We start from the raw sequence: 16,066 nt of genomic DNA, 5'->3' as shown, positions 1-16,066 counted from the left end.
ACCGGCTCAGCCCTTCAGCCCTGAGGTGGCCATGCCGTCGATCAGATACCGCTGGAACGCCAGGAAGAAGACCAGCACCGGCAGCAGCGCGACGAGCGACATGGCGATCATTCCGCCGTAGTTGGCCACACCGTCCTGGTCGACGAACATCTTCAGGGCGAGCGAGACGGTGTACCTGTCGGGCTCGTTGAGGTAGATCAGCGGCCCCATGAAGTCGTTCCAGGCGTTGATGAAGGTGAAGATGGCACTGGTGATCAGAGCCGGCCGGCACAGCGGCAGCACGATCGACCAGTAGATCCGCAGATGCCCGCAGCCGTCCAGCCGAGCCGCCTCGTCCAGTTCCTTCGGCAGGTTCCGCATGAACTGCACCATCAGGAAGACGAAGAAGGCGTCCGTGGCCAGGTACTTGCCGAGCAGCAGCGGGGTGTAGGTGTTGATCAGCTCCAGCTTCTGGAACATCACGTACTGCGGGATCAGCAGCACGTGGTACGGCAGCAGCAGGGTGCCGATCATCAGCGTGAACATCAGGCCCCGGCCGGCGAACCCGATCCGGGCGAACGCGTAGGCCGCCAGCGAGCTGGAGACCAGCACGCCCACCACCGAACCGAGCGCGAGGAAGAGCGAGTTGCCGAAGAAGGTGGAGATGGGGATGTCGGCGATGCCCTCGGCGAGCCGGGTGTAGTTGTCGGTGATCGGATCGGTCGGGAACAGCTCGAGGCTGCCCACGATCTCGTCGTTCGGCTTGAACGAGCCGCCGAGCACCCACACCACCGGGTACAGCACCACCGCGAGGACGGCGAGTGACCCGAGGTGCCAGGCGAGGGAGCCGGCACCACGCCGGCCGCCGGTCCCACCCCGGCCGGAGGTTCCACGACCCCCGGCCGTCCCCCGGCCACCGGAGGTTCCTCCCCCGCCGGGTGCTCCTCCGCCGCCCGAGGTTCCTCCACCGCCGGGTGCTCCTCCACCGCCGGGTGCTCCTCCCCCGCCGGAGGTTCCTCCACCGCGAACGGGGGCGAGTGTGCTGCTCATCGGGCGGCCTCCTCGTAGTGCACCCAGCGCCGCTGGGACCAGAACAGCACCGCCGTCACCAGGCCGACCGCGAGCAGCAGCATCCAGGCCATCGCGGAGGCGAAGCCCATCCGGCTGTTCTCGAAGCCCTGGACGTACAGGTAGCAGGTGTAGACGAGCGTGGCGTCGGCCGGTCCGCAGGTACCGCCCTGGCCGCCGAGGATGTACGCCGAGCCGAAGATCTGGAACGAGTGGATGGTCTCCAGCAGGACGTTGAAGAACAGCACCGGCGAGATCATCGGCAGGGTGATGCTCCAGAACCGGCGCCAGGGGCCCGCGCCGTCCACCTCGGCCGCCTCGTACAGTTCACGCGGCACCTGCTTGAGACCCGCCAGGAAGATCACCATGGGCGCGCCGAACTGCCAGACGGTCAGGGCGACCAGGCTGTAGATGATCCAGTCCGGGTCACCGGTCCAGCCGCCCACGTCCATGCCGAACAGGGCGCGCTGCGCCCGGTCCACGATGGCGTCGTCGGAGAAGATCGCCTTCCACACGATGGCGATCGAGACGCTGGCGCCGATCAGCGACGGGGCGTAGAACGCGGCGCGGTAGAAGCCCTGCCCGCGCCGCTTCTGGTTGAGGAGCAGCGCCACACCGAGGGCTGCGGCGAGCTTGAGCGGGGTTCCGACGATCACGTACCAGAGCGTGACGTCGACCGACTTGCGCCAACGCGGGTCGGCGAACATGTCGGTGAAGTTGCGCAGCCCCACCCACTCCGGGGTGTCGAAGAGGTTGTAGTCGGTGAACGCGAAGTAGAGCGAGGCGACCATCGGTCCCGCCGTGAGCAGCAGGAATCCGGCGATCCACGGTGACATGAAGAGATAGCCGGCCAGGTTCTCGCGGCGGGCCCGCCGCCGGACCGCGGAACGGTCCCCGGAGCGGCCGGCGGTACCGTCCGGGCCGGGTCGCGGCGGGGCCCCACCGGCCATGGGCCGCGCCGCGGGTGTCTGTACGTGTGTCACGGTGGTTCCCCTCAGGAGGCGAAGGCCGTCTGCGCCTCGGAGAAGAACTGCCGCACCGCGTCGCCGACGGACCACTTGCCGAGCGCCATGGCCTCGGCGATGCGCAGGAAGGCCGCCTCGGCGACGTCGGCGCCTGCCGGGTGCGGGGTGATCGGCTCCAGCACGCCGGACGAGACGAGCTGCTGCTCGTACGCGGCGATCTGCCGGTTGACCGGGTCGGTCGGCTTGAACGCCTCGAACTGGGCGGTGGTGGCGGGGACGCCCCGGTCGTAGCCCATGATCGTGGCGACCTCGGGATCGTGGACCATGAAGTCGATGAACTGGGCGGCCTCCTTCGGGTGCTTGGTGCGCTTGGAGGCGCTGAGCATGAGGGAGCCGAGGTACTGCCCGGTCCGCTTGCCGTCGGTGGTGGGCACGGGGGCGAGGCCGTACTCGCTCTTGCCCTCGGAGGTGTAGCGGATGGTGAAGTTGTCCCAGGTGAACTCGGCCGCGGCGAGTTCGGCCGCGACCGCCGACTTGGGCTTGACCTGGGCGACCTTCTTGGGGTCGGCGTAGACGCCGGACCGGACGCCGGCGGCGGCCGCGGTCCACCACTCGGTGAGGTCGGCCTCGGTGAAGCCGAGCCCCTTCGCGGTGAAGAACGCCTTGCCCCGCTGGCGCAGGTACATGTCGTACAGGTACATCACGCCGTACATGCCGCTGTCGCCCGCGCGGCCCTGGGTGTCACGGATCTTGGCGAGCGCGGCGTGGAACTGGTCCCACGTCCAGCCGGGCCGCGGGGTGATCCCGGCCTTCCTGAAGACGGCCTGGTCGATCACGAGCGCCATGGAGTTGGAGCCGACGGGCACACCGAGGAGCTTGCCGTCGACCTCGCCGAACTTCTCCAGACCGGCGCGGAATCCGTCGAGCCGCAGGTTGCCTGCGTCCGCCTGGCTCCGCAGGTCCAGGAGGACGTTCCTCGCGTCGTACTTGCGCAGGAAGCCGATCGCGTTCTGGAAGACGTCAGGCGGGTTCCCGCCCGACGCCTGGGTGTTGAACTTCTTCCAGAAGTCCAGGTACGGCTGGAAGTCGGTCTTGACCTTGATCTTCGGGTGCTTCTTCTCGAACAGCGCGATCGTCTGGTTGATGCGCTTGGCACGGTCGTCGGACCCCCACCACGCGTACCGGATCGTGACGGTTCCGCCGTCCGAACCGCTTCCGCCGCCGCAGCCCGCCGCCGTCAGGCCGAGGGCGGCCATGGAGCCGCCCGTCACCTTGAGCAGGCCACGCCGGTCAACACTCCCCTGGGTACGCACAGTTCGTCCTCCCGCGCGGATTGAATCGTTTTAGGTAAGCGCTTGCCGGGCCAACGTAGGGACCCTCGGCGGGTACGTCAACGGTTCGGACGAGATCCGTCGCCACGAGCGGCCGGCCGGGGCGCGGGCGGGAGGCCGGGGCGTACGGTCCGTCGAGGGCCGGGCGGGAGGCGCGGCTTGCGGGCCGTCAGGGGACGTGCGGGAGGCGCGGCTTGCGGACCGTCAGGGCGCGGGGGAAGGCCGACCGAACCTTCCCGTGAGGGAGGCCGGCGGTGGGTCAGGGGAGCCGGGGCGGCAGACTGGACGCCCGTACGACCAGTTCGGGACGGAGCACGATGCGCTGGTGCGCGTGCGCGTCGGCCGCCTCGCCCGTCTCCTCGATCAGCAGCTCGGCCGCCAGCCGGCCCAGGCGGCGGGCCGGCTGGCGGACGGAGGTGAGCGGCACGGCGGCGGCGGCCGCGAACTCGATGTCGTCGTAGCCGACCAGCGCGATGTCACCCGGCACGGAGACCCCGGCGGCGAACAGCGTCTGGAGCACCCCGAGCGCGAGCAGGTCGTTCGCGCAGAACACGGCCGTGGGGCGCGGGGACAGACCGAGCAGGCGGGCGCCCGCGTCCCGCCCCGACGCGACGTCGAGGCGCTCGGTCTCCACGCACACCAGCGCGTCGGGCGGCAGGCCCGCCTCGGCGAGCGCACCGACGGCGCCGGTACGACGGTCCCTGACCTGCGGCAACGCGGCGGGACCACCGACGAACACCAGGTCGCGGCGGCCGCTCTCCAGCAGGTGGCGGGCGGCCAGAGCCCCACCCTCCACATCGTCGACGGAGACCGAGCAGGCGTCGCCGCCCGAGGCGGTGCGGTCGACCAGCACGTAGGGGATGCCGTGCCGGCCGAACTCCCCGAGCGTGTGCCCTTCGGCGTCGGCGGGCGTCACCAGGACACCGCGCACCCGCTGCTCGGCGAAGAGCCCGAGGTACTCGGCCTCCTCCGCCGGATCCTGGGCGCTGTTGCAGAGCATCACCCCGAGACCCGCCTCGCGGGCGGCCCGTTCGGCCCCGGTGGCTAGGTCCACGAAGAACGGGTTCGCCATGTCGAGCACGAGCAGCGCGATGATGCGGCTGTGCCCGGCGCGCAGGTGGCGGGCGGACTCGCTGCGGACGTAGCCCAGGGCGCCGATGACCGCCTGGACGCGCTCCCGGGTTGCCTCGGCGACGCTGTCCGGACGGTTGATGACATTGGAGACGGTACCCACGGAGACACCGGCCCGCCGCGCCACGTCCTTGATCCCCACCCTGCGCGCCAACGCCGCGCCCCCCTCGTTTCCGGTGCCCCGCGCGGCCCCATGAAAGCTTTCAAGTGCCCTCGGAACCTAGAGGCGGCCGGCGAGTGCCGTCAATGCGACGACCAGCGGCGGGACCCGGCGACCTGAATCGTTTTAGCCGCTGGATCGGGCGTGACGAAGGACGCTCCGCGCAGTTTGTCCGGGTGGAGCATCCGGACAGGAAGGCGTGGGTCATGCGACAGCGGTACGACGAACCGGAGAACGGCGCGACAGCGGGCGGGAAGGCCGTTCCCGACGGCGAGACCGGTCCCGGAGGCGAGACCGGTCCCGGGAACGCGGCCGGTCCCTGGGGCGCGGCCGGTCCCGGAGGCGCGGCCGGTCCCGGGAACGCGGCCGGTTCGGCGAGCGCGGCCGGTCCCGGGGGCGACAGGGGTTTGCGCGGCAGTGACGAGGGCGGCGGCGACGGCGACGGCGGCGGACGGACCCTGACCATCGGGGTGGTGATCGCCCGTACGGGGCGGCTGGCGCGATTGGGCGCTCCCCTGGCGTTCGTCTCGTCCCTCCTGGAGCCGAAGCTCCGGCGGATCGGCAACGGCGGCCGCCGCTACGACGTCCGCCTGGTGAGCCGCGACAGCCGTTCGACGGCGGAGGGGGCGCGGCAGGCCGTACGGGAACTGATCGGGGAGGAACGGGCGCACATCGTCCTGACCCTGGCGGGCACGGAAGTGCTGCCCGCCGTCGCGGACGCGTGCGAACGGGCCGGTGTGCCCTGCGTGTCCAGTACGTTCCCGTGGCAGGTGTACTACTTCGGGCGCGGCGCCACGGCGAGGCAGCCGTTCCGCTGGACGTACCACTTCTGCTGGGGCCTGGACGACATCGCGGAGGTCTTCGCCGACCTGTGGGAGGCCGTGGGCGGGCGGGCGGTGGGCTGCCTCTGGAACGACGGCCCGCAGGGCACGTGGTCGCGCCACCCCGAGCACGGCTTCCTGCCGGCCGCGCGGGCGCGCGGACACCGCCTGGTGGATCCGGCGGGCTACCGGGAACCGGCGGGCGAGTTCGGCGGGCACGTCACGGCGTTCGGCGACGGGGACGTGGACATCGTCACCAGCGCGGCGAGCGGGCCGGACCTGGCGCGGTTCCGCGCCGAGGCCGCGAGGCGGGGCGTACGGCCCCGGCTGATCACCTGTTCGCGGTGGCTGGCCTATCCCCCGGTCCCGGTGGCGGGCGCGGAACCGCCGCAGGCGCGCGTGGGCACCCTCGTCTACTGGACGCCGGGGCACCCGTACCGTTCGTCGCTCGACGGTATGCGCGCGGCCGAGCTGGCCGAGGCGTACGAGCGGGCGACGGGCGAGCAGTGGCTGCAGCCGCTCGGCCTGGCGTACGCCCTGTTCGAGGTGGCCGCGCACGCCCTGGCGACGGCGGCCGAGCCGACGGACCCGGCTGCGGTCGCCGCGGCGCTCGCAGCGACGCGTCTGGAGACCATCGCCGGTCCGCTCGACTGGACGTCAGGCCCCGTGCCCAACGTGGCGACGGTTCGGCTGGCGGGCGGGCAGTGGCAGCCGGGACGCCGCCACCCGTACGAGCTGGCGGTGGTCGACAACCGCCGCGTGGACGGCCTGCCGGTGGACGCGGCGCTGCTCCCGGCGCGGTGAGCCGAGGGCGCGCAGCCGTACGACGTCGACCGGGTCGGCTGTGGCCTCCGGGCGGACGGGGCCACCGGTTCGGCGCGCGCCGCACGGGCGCCGAACCGAGGGGCGCGGTGCCACCGCCTGCCTACCCGCGCAGGAATCCGTCCCCGTGCGCGGTGGCGTGGGCCTCGACGGCGTTGAGCGCGTCCTGAGTCGCCTGCGGCGAGCCCGACCCCCGCCGCTCCGCGTAGTAGGCGGCGCCCAGCCTCTTCAACAGCTCGCCCCCTGCTCGCTGCGCCTGGACCTCGTCCACCTTCTGCTTGCCCTGGTTGAGGGCACTCTGCGCCTGTTCCTTGGCTCGGTCCAGGAATCCAGCCACGACAACCTCCAAGATCGGTGTTCCATGGGTACCCCTGCCCGCTCGGACGTGATTCGAACATGGGTGGGGTTGCCCGATTCGGCGGAACGACCTGCGCATCGCTCCGGCGGACCGCGCGCGGAAGCAGCCGTCCTCCGCGCCTCCGGCCGGTCTCGCATCGTTCCTGCCTCGTATTCTGAGAGCATGGCCGAGACGACGCACGGGATCACCACGGGTGCCGTGGCGCGGAAGCTGGGGGTGTCTCCCACCACGCTGCGCTCGTGGGACCGGCGTTACGGCATCGGTCCCGTGGCCCGGGAAGGCGGCCGGCACCGCCGGTGGACCGCCCGGGACATCGCCGTGCTGGAGGCGATGTGCCGGCTCACCGCCTCCGGTGTGCCGCCCGCCGAAGCGGCGCGCGCCGCCCGCGCGAGCGCGGACCGGCCCCTGGCGAGACCGTCCGCGCCCCCAGCCCCCGCTGTGGCCGACGCGCCGGGGCGGCTCCTGCCGCGCCGTCCGGGAACCGGCGGGGGACCCGGCGGCGGCCTTCCGCTCGGTCACGCCCGCCAGGAGTGCCGGGGCCTCGCCCGCGCCGCCGTCCGGCTCGACAGCCCCGCCCTGGACTCCGTGCTGCGCGCCCTCGTGACGGAGCACGGCCTGGTCGCCGCCTGGGAGGAGGTCATGATGCCGACCCTCCACGCGGTGGGGCGCAAGTGGGAGTCGTCGGGTGACCGGTACGTGGAGGTGGAGCACCTGCTGTCCTGGCACGTCTCCAACGCCCTCCGTCAGGGGGTCCCCCCGGCGAGGGCGTCCGAGGCCGGCTCGTCCCCGGTCCTGCTGGCCTGCGTGCCGTCCGAACAGCACACCCTCCCCCTGGAGGCGCTCGCCGCCGGTCTCGCCGAACGGGGTGTCCCCGCCCGCATGTTCGGCGCCGCGGTGCCCGCAGAGGCGCTGGACGCCGCGGTGCGGCGCACGGGCCCGACCGCCGTCGTCCTGTGGTCGCAGGCCAGGTCCACGGCGAGTCACGCCCTGGCCCGGCACGTGGCGGGACACTCGTTCGGCATCAGGGGGGCCCGGATCCGGCCCGTGGTGCTGCTCGGCGGCCCCGGCTGGGCGGGCCACGCGCTGGAGCCGGGTATGCACCGTCCCCGGGGGCTCCGCGAGGCCCTGGACGTCCTCGGCGCGCTGTACCCGCCGACCGGTAGGCCATCCGGGTGAGGGCCACGCTCCGCCACCCCGCGCGCGCATCCTCGGGACGCGGTACGGCCGAAGGGTGAACGCGGGCGGCCGCAGGCGTCGGCGGGCGGCGCCGAAGCCCTCGTACGGTGCGGGAGAGCGGAGGAACCGCGGTGAGTGAGCATCTCGACCCGGCGGTCCTCTACGCGCTCGCGCGCGGCATCCGCGCTCCGGCCGGGTACGGGACCACACAGCGGCGCCACCTCGGGGGGTGTCCCTCGTGTGCGGCGGAGCTCGCCACACTCCGCCGGGCCGTTATGGGAGCCCCTTCCGCGCCTCCGCCGGACCGCGTGTGGGCCGGGATCGCCGAACAACTGGTACGGGCTCCCGACGGGGCCGCGACCCGCGCGGCCGGAGAACGGCGCCGGCCGCCGGTGCTCGCGCCGCCGTCGGCGGGCGCGGTCTGGCTGGCCGTGGGAGCGGTCGCGGGAGCCCTGATCGGCGTAGCCGTGGCCCGCCGCCGTCGGCGCCGCGCCCCACGCGCGTGCTCCCGGTGTCGCGGGTGCCGGTGACGCGCGGAGCGGGCGGCGGGGGCCGACCGGTGGCGCCGGGCGGGCGCGGCCCCGGGGCTGTCGGGCGACGGCCGCCCCTGCGGAGCCGGCCCGGCTCCGTCAGGCGGTGGCCGAGGGTGTCCGCAGGGACTCGCGGAGCCGCTGGAGCCCCCGCCGGGCGTGACTCTTCACCGTGCCGAGCGGCATGCCGGTCCGCCGGGCGATCTGCGTCTGTGTCAGGTCGCCCAGGAACGCCAGGGTCAGCACTTCGCGCTGCGCGCGGGGCAGCCGGCGCAGTTCGCGGGTGAGCACCAGGCGGTCCAGGACACGGTCGGGCTCCGCCGCGTCCCGGTCGGCGGCCGGGAGGGCGGCTTCGGCCGCCGCGACGACGAGCTCCGTACGGCGCGTGCGGGCCGCGAGCGCGTCCACCGTCTTGCGGCGGGTGATCCCCACCAGCCATCCGGCGAGCGGCCCGCGCTCGGGCCGGTATCCGGCGCGGCCCCGCCACGCGGCGAGGAACACCTGCTGGGTGACGTCCTCGGCCTCCCTGACGTCACCGAGCGTGCGCGTCGCCAGGGCCAGAACGAGGCCGCCCCAGCGCTGGTAGGCGAGTGCCAGGCAGTGTTCGTCCCCCCGCGCGAGCCCGGTGCCGATCGCCTCGTCCGGCACCTCGTCGTCCAGGAGCCGGGAGGGGCGGCCGACAGTGCGTGGTGCGGTCATGGCGACTGCTCCTCCCGCCGGTCAGGACCGGCCGGTGACTCGGGGCGCCCGCCGCGCGTGACGAGGGGGCGTCGCCGGAAGCCTCGATGCGCCCGGCACCTCCCACGTTCCGCCGCTCAGAGTCGGGTTCTCCACTCGCACCGATAGTGCATCGCCTTGCCGCGGGAACCCCTCCTGCCAGGTGCCCGCTCTCGCGCGGGAGCGCGCCCCGCCGGGTGCCCGCGGGGAGCCGTCCCCTTCACTTCTCCGGGTCGTGGCCCCAGTTCATCAGGGAGTACCGCCACGCCGTGCCGGTCACATCTCCGCCGGGCCGCTGGGCGAGATGCCGGTGCACGTAACCGGCGACCTTGCGCATGTGGGCGATGTCGTCGTCCGTCAGATCGCCCTTGCGGGTGCGCAGGAGCGCGGCGATACGCCTGCCCGAGGCGTGCCCGGTGCTCTCGCCCGCGCCGTCCTTCCTCTGGCCGACGCTCCTCGACTCGTCGGTCTCCAGCCAGCGTTCCAGCTCGCTCGCCGTGAGGTTGACGACGTCCTGGAAGGCCGCCGCGGCCTCGTCGCGTTCCCTGTCGTCCGGGCGGGTCATGCGCCGCCGCCCTTCCTGCGCAGGGACTCGGGCCTGTGCACCGCGGAACGGCCGGTCCGGTCGCTCTCCACCTCGTACTGCGGTTCCTGGGGCGAGGCCGCGACGGTACGCCCCGCCGCCTTCCGGCGGTCGGAGATCTCCCGCTTGACGCTGCCCCCGACGGTCCGGCCGTGGCTCTTCCAGGTCACGTGGTCGCCTTTGTGGAACTTCGCGCGCTTCGCCATGTGGGATCACTCCTCCGGTCACGTCCCGCCGTCTCCCGGCGTACCGCCGCGGCGGGTACCCCTCATCACTCCTTCACCCGATCGCCGCCCGCCGGATGCGCGTCCGGCCGTGAGGAGCGGACCGGCGGGGCTGTGCCTATGGTGGTCGGAACGGACACGTCGGCGCTTGTCCGAGGGAGCAGCGATGGCGAACGGGAACAGTCCTCTGCGGGGCCGTGTCGTGGTCGTCACCGGCGCGGCGCGCGGGCTCGGGGCGGCCATGTCGCGGGAGCTGTCCCGGCGGGGGGCGCGACTGGCGCTCCTGGGGCGGGAGGGCTCGACTCTCGCCCGGGTCGCCGGAGAGCTGGGCGGGGAGGCCCACTGCTGGGAGGTGGACGTCACCGACGACGACGCGATGGCGCGGGTGGCCCGGGACATGCGTGAGCGGATGGGCCCGGCGTTCGCCGTCGTCGCCAACGCCGGGGTCGCGGAGGGCGGCCCGTTCCTTTCGACGGACCCCGCCACCTGGCGGCGGGTCGTCGAGGTGAACCTCGTCGGCAGTGCCGTCACGGCCCGCGTGTTCCTGCCCGGACTGCTCGAGACGCGGGGGTTCCTGCTGCAGATCGCGTCCCTGGCGGCGTTCGGCACCTCGCCGATGATGAGCGCGTACTGCGCCTCCAAGGCCGGTGCGGAGGCGCTCGCGCACGCCTTGCGCGCCGAGTTCGCGTACCGGGGGGTCGGGGTCGGCATCAGCTATCTGAACTGGACGGACACCGACATGGTGCGCGACGCCGACCGGCACGCGGTGCTGCGTGAGCTGCGCGGCCACATGCCCCGTGCGGCCCGTCGTGTCTATCCGGCGGACGTGGTCGCGGCGCGGCTGGTGACCCAGATCGAGCGGCGTTCCACCGCGGTGTACGTCCCGGGGTGGCTCCGGGCCGTCCATGCCGTGCGGGCGGCGCTGCCGCCCGTGGTCACCTGGGTCGCGTCCCGTGAGTTGCCGCGCCTGGCCCGGGAGACCGACTTCGCGCCCACCGGGCTGCTGGGCGCGGGGGGCCGCGCCGACAGCGCGGCGGGCGTGGAGCGACCCCCCGGCTGACGCGTTCGTCCGGCGGTCAGGTCGCGCCGGGGCGCCGCGCCTCCGGGTCCCGGTCGGACGCGGGCCACACGTAGGCGATGTCGCCGCGTACGCCGGGGAAGCGCTCCTTGTAGTACCCGGGGTCCTTGCGTACGAGAGCCGACCGGTGACTGCGGTGGAAGGCCGGTTCGCCGAGCCACGGCGGGAGTTCCCCGAGGGCCGCGAGTTCGTCCTGGGTACGTACGCCGTCCCGTGTGCGCACGTCGTCCGGCGGGCGGGCCAGCCGGAATCCCGCGAGCAGCGAGTCGGCGCAGGTGTCGCGGTGCCCGCGTGAGGTCCACACGGCGCATACGTCGAGGCCGTACCGGACCAGGGCCTCCTCGTACCCGATCCACATGCGGACCGCCGGGTGCCGGCGCCACCCGTACCCCGGGACGGTCAGCCCGCGCAGCACCTGCAGCGCCTCGACGCGCTGCTTGCCGAGGCGGCGCGCGTCGAGCACCCGGGCGCTCGCGGAGAAGGACGGGTAGGGCAGGAAGGTCTGCATGTTCCGTGTCTACCCCGCGCCGCCGACCGTCGCAGGCCGGCCGGCGCGCGTGCTCGTCACCGGCTCCGGTGGAGTACCCGCGACCGGCCCGGCCCTCCGGCCGAGGCGGATCACGGTCGTCGTCGGCGAGCGCCGTGCGGCCGACGGCCTCCGTGCCCCGGTGGCCGCGCGGATCCACACGCGGCGGCAGCGGCAGCGGCAGCGGCAGCGAGGGCGTTGCCCGGTCGTACGGGCGTGCGCATACTTGGGGGCCGTCGATTCCGTACGGGGGACCCCTGATGACCGACAGCACCGGCGCCGCCCGCGGCCGCGCGCCCCACCAGGCGCCTCCCATGGTGCGGGTGGAGAACCTGCACCGCTCCTACGGCTCCGGAGAGGCCGCCGTGCACGCGCTGCGGGGCGTCTCCTTCGACGTGCCGCGCGGCGAACTCGTGGCGCTCAAGGGCCGCTCGGGTTCCGGGAAGACGACTCTGCTCAATCTGGTCGGGGGTCTGGACACGCCGGACCGGGGCCGGATCACCGTCGACGGCACCGGACTCGCCGACCTCGGCGATGAGGGGCTCCTGGCGCTGCGCCGCGACCGGGTCGGCTTCGTGTTCCAGTCGTTCGGTCTGATCCCGATCCTCTCGGCGGCCGAGAACATCGGCGTGCCGATGCGGCTGCGGAAGGCCGAGCCCCGCGAACGCGAGGAGCGCGTACGGCTGCTCCTGGGCCTGGTGGGCCTCGCCGACCACGCCGAGCAGCGGCCCGGTGAACTCTCCGGCGGACAGCAGCAGCGCGTGGCCATCGCCCGCGCGCTCGCCAACCGGCCCGCTCTGCTGCTCGCCGACGAGCCGACCGGCCAGCTGGACGCGGACACGGGCCTCGCGGTGATGGAACTGCTCCGGGCGGTCGTCCACGGCGAGGGTGTGACGGCGCTGGTCGCCACGCACGACGCACAGCTCCTGGCCCTCGCCGACCGGGTGCTGGAGCTCCACGACGGCCTGATCGTGGAACACGCGCCCGTGGCGGCCGTCGCCGGCTGACACACCCGGCGAGGGGGGGAACGGCGCATTCCGGGATTGCGTGACCGGAATCCGGTCACGATCTCGTCAAGTCCTGTGCTGACACGTGATGTTGGACGCGTTCCCTGTGCAAGCATTCCCGTTCCGAAAGGGCTTTCGAGCAGCGGCGCGTGGTGCGGGGCGAGGGGGAGACCGGTGGCAGGGCTGTTGTTCCTCCGGGTACGGGAGCACCGCCTGCTGCTCACCGCCGGGCTGCTCGCCGTGGTGCTGACCACCGCCGTGCTGGCCGGTCTGGCCGGATTCGGGGGCTCCGTCGGGGACGCCGGGCTGCGCCACGCGCTGCGGGCCGGGGACGCGTCGGCCGCCTCACTGCTCGTCACGTCCCAGAACACCGCCGTGGACGGCGAGGCCGCCACCGCGGCCGTGCGGCGCGGCGCGCTGCGCTCGTTCGACGGACTCCCGGTGTCGCTGCGGCGGTTCGACCGGTCCGGGCCCTACGCGCTCCCCCGTGCGCTGACGGGTCCTGCCGCGCCCGGGGCGGAGCCGGACCTGACCGAGTTCGCCGTCGTCGACCGCTCGCGGGTCCGGCTGTCGGCCGGCGCGTGGCCATCGGCCGGGTCCGCCACGGCGGCCGAAGGCGTCACCGAGGTCGCCGTGCCCGAGAGCGCCGCGCGGCGGCTGGACCTGGCCCCGGGGCCACGGGTGCTGACGCTGACGGGCCGGATGAGCGGCAGCCCGCCGGTACGGATCCGGGTGACCGGCGTCTACCACCCGGCCGACCGCGACGACGCGTACTGGCGGCTGGACAGACTGGGCGGGCGCGGGGTCCACCAGGACGCGTTCACGACGTACGGGCCGCTGGTCACCGACGCGTCGGCCGTCGGCGCCGGCCGGATCGCCCGGCGCGAGACCGGCTGGCTGGCCACGGCCGACTTCGGCGGGCTGCGCGCCGAGCGGATCGACGCGCTGCGCGCCGCGGCGAAGCGGAGCCAGGAGTTCGTCTCCGCTCAGCCGGTGCTGAAGGGCGATGTCTCCGTGCGGACGTCGCTGCCCGAAGTGCTCGACCGGCTGGAACGGGCGCTGCTGGTGTCGCGCGCCACGCTGCTGATCGTCTCGTCGCAGCTGGCGTTGCTCGCGCTGTACACCCTGCTGCTCGTGGCACGGCTGCTGAGCACCCAACGGGCCGCCGAGACGCGGTTGCTGCTCGCCCGGGGCGCGTCCCGGCGCCGTGTCGCCTCGCTCGCCGCGCTGGAGGCGCTGCTGCTCGCGCTGCCCGCCGCCCTGTGCGCGCCGCTGCTGGCCGGGCCGCTCACCCGGCTGCTGGCCGGGCTCGGCCCGCCGACGCGGATCGGGCTGCGCCTCGACGCGGGCCCGACGGCCGGTGTCTGGCTCACCGGCGCGGCCGTGGCGCTGGCCTGCGCGGCGGCCGTGGCCGCTCCGGCGCTCACCGCGGCGCGGACGGCCGGGGGCCGGGCGCGTGCGCTGCCCGCCCCGCTGCGGGCGGGCGCCGACATCGCGCTGCTGGCCGTCGCCGGGGTCGCGTACTGGCAGCTGGACCGGCGGGACGCGGGCAGCGGTGCGCTCAGCGGCGACCGTGAGGGACGGCTCGGTGTCGATCCGCTGCTCGTCGTGGCGCCCGCGCTGGCGCTGCTCGCGGGCGCGGTCCTCACTCTGCGGCTGCTGCCGCCCGCCGCGCGGCTGGCCGAGCGGCGGGCGGCCAGGGGCAGGGGGCTGACGGCGCCGCTCGCCGGATGGCAGCTCAGCCGACGGCCCGTGCGGGCGGCCGGCCCGGTGCTGCTGCTCGTCCTCGCCGTCGCCATGGGCATGCTGGCGATCGGGCACGGCGCGTCCTGGGACCGCTCGCAGGACGACCAGGCGGACTTCCGGGCGGGCGCCCCCGTCCGCGTACAGGGCACCGTGACCGCCGGGTTCGGTCAGGGCGGTGTGTACGACGGGATGCCGGGGGTCCGCGCGGCGGCGCCCGCCGCGCGGGCCGAGTTCGGGCTCTCGGGCGGGCGCCGGGCGACCCTGCTGGCGCTGGACACCGGCGTCGCCGGGCCGGAGATGTCGGTACGGGCCGACCTGGCGGGCGGCGATCCGGGGCGGCTCCTGGCGGCGCTGCGCCCGCCGGACGCGGCCCGCGCCGGGCTCCCGCTGCCCGCCGGGACGACGCGCCTCCTCGTGGACGTCGTTCTCCGTCGCGGCGCCGGCACGGGCGGGGCCCCTGCCCCCGGCACGGCCGACGACGCCGCCGCCGGGCCCGCACCGCGCGGCGGCTCCGGTGCCGACCTGCTCCTCACCGTCGAGGACCGCTACGGCGTGCCGTACCGGCTGCCGCTCGGCACCGTGCCGCCGGACGGTGCCTCCCGCACGCTCACCCTGGACATCGGCGCCGCCGCCGACGCGCCGGCCGGGCGCCCGGCGGGCCCTCTGACGGTGACGGCGGTCGAGTTCGACGTGCGCGGGGCGGCCCGGCGGGTCACACCCGAGCGGCTCGTCGTCGGCGGAATGCGGGCGGCCAGCACCGACGGCGAGGTCCGGCCGGTGACCGCGCCGGGGCTCGTCTGGTCGGCGACGGCGGTCTCGGAGCCGGAGACCGTGCCCGGCACGGAGGCCCGGCCCGTGGTCACCGCCGCGCGGTCCTCCGCCCGCACTCCGCTGGACGTCTCGTACCACACGGGCACGGGCGTGGTGGACGGCTTCGGTCCCGTGGAACGCACCGTCACCGTACGGGCGGTGGCCCGGCGGCCGGCGCCCGCGACGCCCGCCGCGCTGGCGACCGACGCCTTCCTGGCGGCCGGCGGCGCGCGGCCCGGCTCCGTCGTCCAGGTGCCCATGCCCGGCGGCGACATGAAGGTGAGGATCGTGGGCGTGCTGCGGGACATCCCCACGACCGGACCCGACCCCGCCGCCGCCCCGCCGCCCGCCGCGGGGGCCGCCGCTCAGGACGGTGGCGCGCTGCTGCTGGATCTGCGCGCCGTGAACCGGGTCCTCGCCGCCCGCCCCGACGCCGCGCTCCCGCCCACCGAATGGTGGCTGTTCACCGAGACCGGCGCGGCCGGCCGGGTCGCGGCGGCGCTGCGGGACCGCGCCGAGATGGACCCGACGCGGATCACCGTGCGCGACGAGATCGCCGCCGCTTCGCACGACGACCCGCTGGCCGCGGGGCCGCGGTCGGCGCTGCTCGCGGTGGCCGTCGCCGCGGCGCTGCTGGCGGCCGTCGGGTTCGCGGTGAGCACGGTGGGCGCGCTGCGGGACCGCTCGGCGGAGTTCGCGGTGCTCCGGGCGCTGGGCGCGCCCCGGCGGCAGCCCGCCCGGCTGGTGGCCGTGGAGCAGTCGCTGCTCATCGGGCTCGCGCTGGTGATCGGGCCGCTGCTCGGCGCGCTGCTCACCCGTACCGTCGTCCCGCTGATCGTCCTGACCGGGGAGGCCACGCGGCCGGTCCCGGGCGTGCTGGTCGAACTGCCCGTCGGGCAGGTGGCCCTGCTGCTGGCGGGGGTCGCCGCGGCGCCCGTCGCCGTCGTGGCCGCGCTGGCCCTGCGCAAGGGCTCCCCTGCGGCACCGCGCGTTCAGGGAGGCGAGTGACGGGGTGAGCGGGGAGGCGAACCGAA

Annotated in this window: 13 protein-coding genes and 1 pseudogene; 5 read left to right on the top strand and 9 right to left on the bottom strand. The window is 74.7% G+C overall.

Annotated elements, in window-relative coordinates:
- Positions 1-6: 6 nt before the first annotated feature.
- The 4 genes and pseudogenes from ACGF5U_RS20835 to ACGF5U_RS20820 all read right to left on the bottom strand — a co-directional run bounded on the left by ACGF5U_RS20835 (position 7) and on the right by ACGF5U_RS20820 (position 4,628).
- A pseudogene (locus tag ACGF5U_RS20835) lies at positions 7-872 on the bottom strand (carbohydrate ABC transporter permease).
- Positions 873-1,025: 153 nt separating this feature from the next.
- On the bottom strand, positions 1,026-2,030 hold the full coding sequence (locus ACGF5U_RS20830; RefSeq protein ID WP_392711400.1) for a carbohydrate ABC transporter permease: 1,005 nt from the start codon (positions 2,028-2,030) through the stop codon (positions 1,026-1,028).
- An 11-nt stretch (positions 2,031-2,041) separates the two neighbouring features.
- The gene (locus tag ACGF5U_RS20825) at positions 2,042-3,268 is read right to left on the bottom strand and encodes an ABC transporter substrate-binding protein (protein ID WP_392711899.1); all 1,227 of its coding nucleotides are present in this window, start codon (positions 3,266-3,268) and stop codon (positions 2,042-2,044) included.
- 334 nt (positions 3,269-3,602) lie between these two features.
- The gene (locus ACGF5U_RS20820; protein WP_392711398.1) at positions 3,603-4,628 is read right to left on the bottom strand and encodes a LacI family DNA-binding transcriptional regulator; all 1,026 of its coding nucleotides are present in this window, start codon (positions 4,626-4,628) and stop codon (positions 3,603-3,605) included.
- A 212-nt stretch (positions 4,629-4,840) separates the two neighbouring features.
- On the opposite strand from ACGF5U_RS20820, the gene ACGF5U_RS20815 reads away from it, so the two are divergent.
- A complete protein-coding gene (locus ACGF5U_RS20815) occupies positions 4,841-6,259 on the top strand; it encodes an ABC transporter substrate-binding protein (RefSeq protein ID WP_392711397.1) in 1,419 nt (472 codons plus the stop codon).
- A 121-nt stretch (positions 6,260-6,380) separates the two neighbouring features.
- On the opposite strand, the gene ACGF5U_RS20810 is transcribed toward ACGF5U_RS20815, so the two are convergent.
- Complete coding sequence (locus tag ACGF5U_RS20810) at positions 6,381-6,614, bottom strand: hypothetical protein (RefSeq protein WP_392711395.1); 234 nt, start codon at positions 6,612-6,614, stop codon at positions 6,381-6,383.
- A gap of 183 nt (positions 6,615-6,797) precedes the next feature.
- On the opposite strand from ACGF5U_RS20810, the gene ACGF5U_RS20805 reads away from it, so the two are divergent.
- A complete protein-coding gene (locus ACGF5U_RS20805; protein ID WP_392711394.1) occupies positions 6,798-7,811 on the top strand; it encodes a MerR family transcriptional regulator in 1,014 nt (337 codons plus the stop codon).
- 629 nt (positions 7,812-8,440) lie between these two features.
- Here the strand turns inward: ACGF5U_RS20805 and ACGF5U_RS20800 are convergent.
- The 3 genes from ACGF5U_RS20800 to ACGF5U_RS20790 form a co-directional block, all read right to left on the bottom strand.
- Complete coding sequence (locus ACGF5U_RS20800) at positions 8,441-9,040, bottom strand: RNA polymerase sigma factor (RefSeq protein WP_392711392.1); 600 nt, start codon at positions 9,038-9,040, stop codon at positions 8,441-8,443.
- A 238-nt stretch (positions 9,041-9,278) separates the two neighbouring features.
- Complete coding sequence (locus tag ACGF5U_RS20795) at positions 9,279-9,623, bottom strand: DUF3140 domain-containing protein (RefSeq protein WP_392711390.1); 345 nt, start codon at positions 9,621-9,623, stop codon at positions 9,279-9,281.
- The gene (locus ACGF5U_RS20790; protein ID WP_392711389.1) at positions 9,620-9,847 is read right to left on the bottom strand and encodes a DUF2945 domain-containing protein; all 228 of its coding nucleotides are present in this window, start codon (positions 9,845-9,847) and stop codon (positions 9,620-9,622) included. Before ACGF5U_RS20790 ends, ACGF5U_RS20795 begins: the two co-directional genes overlap by 4 nt.
- Before the next feature lie 184 nt (positions 9,848-10,031).
- On the opposite strand from ACGF5U_RS20790, the gene ACGF5U_RS20785 reads away from it, so the two are divergent.
- Positions 10,032-10,925 carry an SDR family oxidoreductase gene (locus ACGF5U_RS20785; RefSeq protein WP_392711388.1) on the top strand — a complete coding sequence of 298 codons (894 nt, stop codon included), beginning with the start codon at positions 10,032-10,034 and terminating at the stop codon, positions 10,923-10,925.
- Between the two features lie 16 nt (positions 10,926-10,941).
- Here ACGF5U_RS20785 and ACGF5U_RS20780 read toward each other — a convergent pair whose 3' ends face one another.
- Entirely contained in the window at positions 10,942-11,451 is a 510-nt protein-coding gene (locus tag ACGF5U_RS20780; RefSeq protein ID WP_392711386.1) for an MSMEG_6728 family protein, read from the bottom strand.
- A 278-nt stretch (positions 11,452-11,729) separates the two neighbouring features.
- On the opposite strand from ACGF5U_RS20780, the gene ACGF5U_RS20775 reads away from it, so the two are divergent.
- Together ACGF5U_RS20775 and ACGF5U_RS20770 are read left to right on the top strand one after the other, a co-directional pair.
- A complete protein-coding gene (locus ACGF5U_RS20775; RefSeq protein ID WP_392711385.1) occupies positions 11,730-12,476 on the top strand; it encodes an ABC transporter ATP-binding protein in 747 nt (248 codons plus the stop codon).
- Positions 12,477-12,650: 174 nt separating this feature from the next.
- Positions 12,651-16,040, top strand: a complete 3,390-nt coding sequence (locus ACGF5U_RS20770) for an FtsX-like permease family protein (protein WP_392711384.1) — start codon at positions 12,651-12,653, stop codon at positions 16,038-16,040.
- Positions 16,041-16,066: the final 26 nt, after the last annotated feature.

Origin of the sequence: Streptomyces sp. NPDC047886, from assembly GCF_043204435.1 — a bacterium.
Taxonomy (GTDB): Bacteria; Actinomycetota; Actinomycetes; order Streptomycetales; family Streptomycetaceae; genus Streptomyces.
The sequence above is the reverse complement of the archived record's forward strand: the minus strand, read 5'-3'. Positions and strand labels throughout refer to the sequence as shown.

Coding starts and splice junctions, on each gene's coding strand:
- ACGF5U_RS20825 (WP_392711899.1), bottom strand. CDS start 3,268: ATGGCCGCCCTCGGCCTGACGGCGGCGGGCTGCGGCGGCGGAAGCGGT.
- ACGF5U_RS20815 (WP_392711397.1), top strand. CDS start 4,841: ATGCGACAGCGGTACGACGAACCGGAGAACGGCGCGACAGCGGGCGGG.
- ACGF5U_RS20785 (WP_392711388.1), top strand. CDS start 10,032: ATGGCGAACGGGAACAGTCCTCTGCGGGGCCGTGTCGTGGTCGTCACC.
- ACGF5U_RS20790 (WP_392711389.1), bottom strand. CDS start 9,847: ATGGCGAAGCGCGCGAAGTTCCACAAAGGCGACCACGTGACCTGGAAG.
- ACGF5U_RS20800 (WP_392711392.1), bottom strand. CDS start 9,040: ATGACCGCACCACGCACTGTCGGCCGCCCCTCCCGGCTCCTGGACGAC.
- ACGF5U_RS20780 (WP_392711386.1), bottom strand. CDS start 11,451: ATGCAGACCTTCCTGCCCTACCCGTCCTTCTCCGCGAGCGCCCGGGTG.
- ACGF5U_RS20805 (WP_392711394.1), top strand. CDS start 6,798: ATGGCCGAGACGACGCACGGGATCACCACGGGTGCCGTGGCGCGGAAG.
- ACGF5U_RS20775 (WP_392711385.1), top strand. CDS start 11,730: ATGACCGACAGCACCGGCGCCGCCCGCGGCCGCGCGCCCCACCAGGCG.
- ACGF5U_RS20795 (WP_392711390.1), bottom strand. CDS start 9,623: ATGACCCGCCCGGACGACAGGGAACGCGACGAGGCCGCGGCGGCCTTC.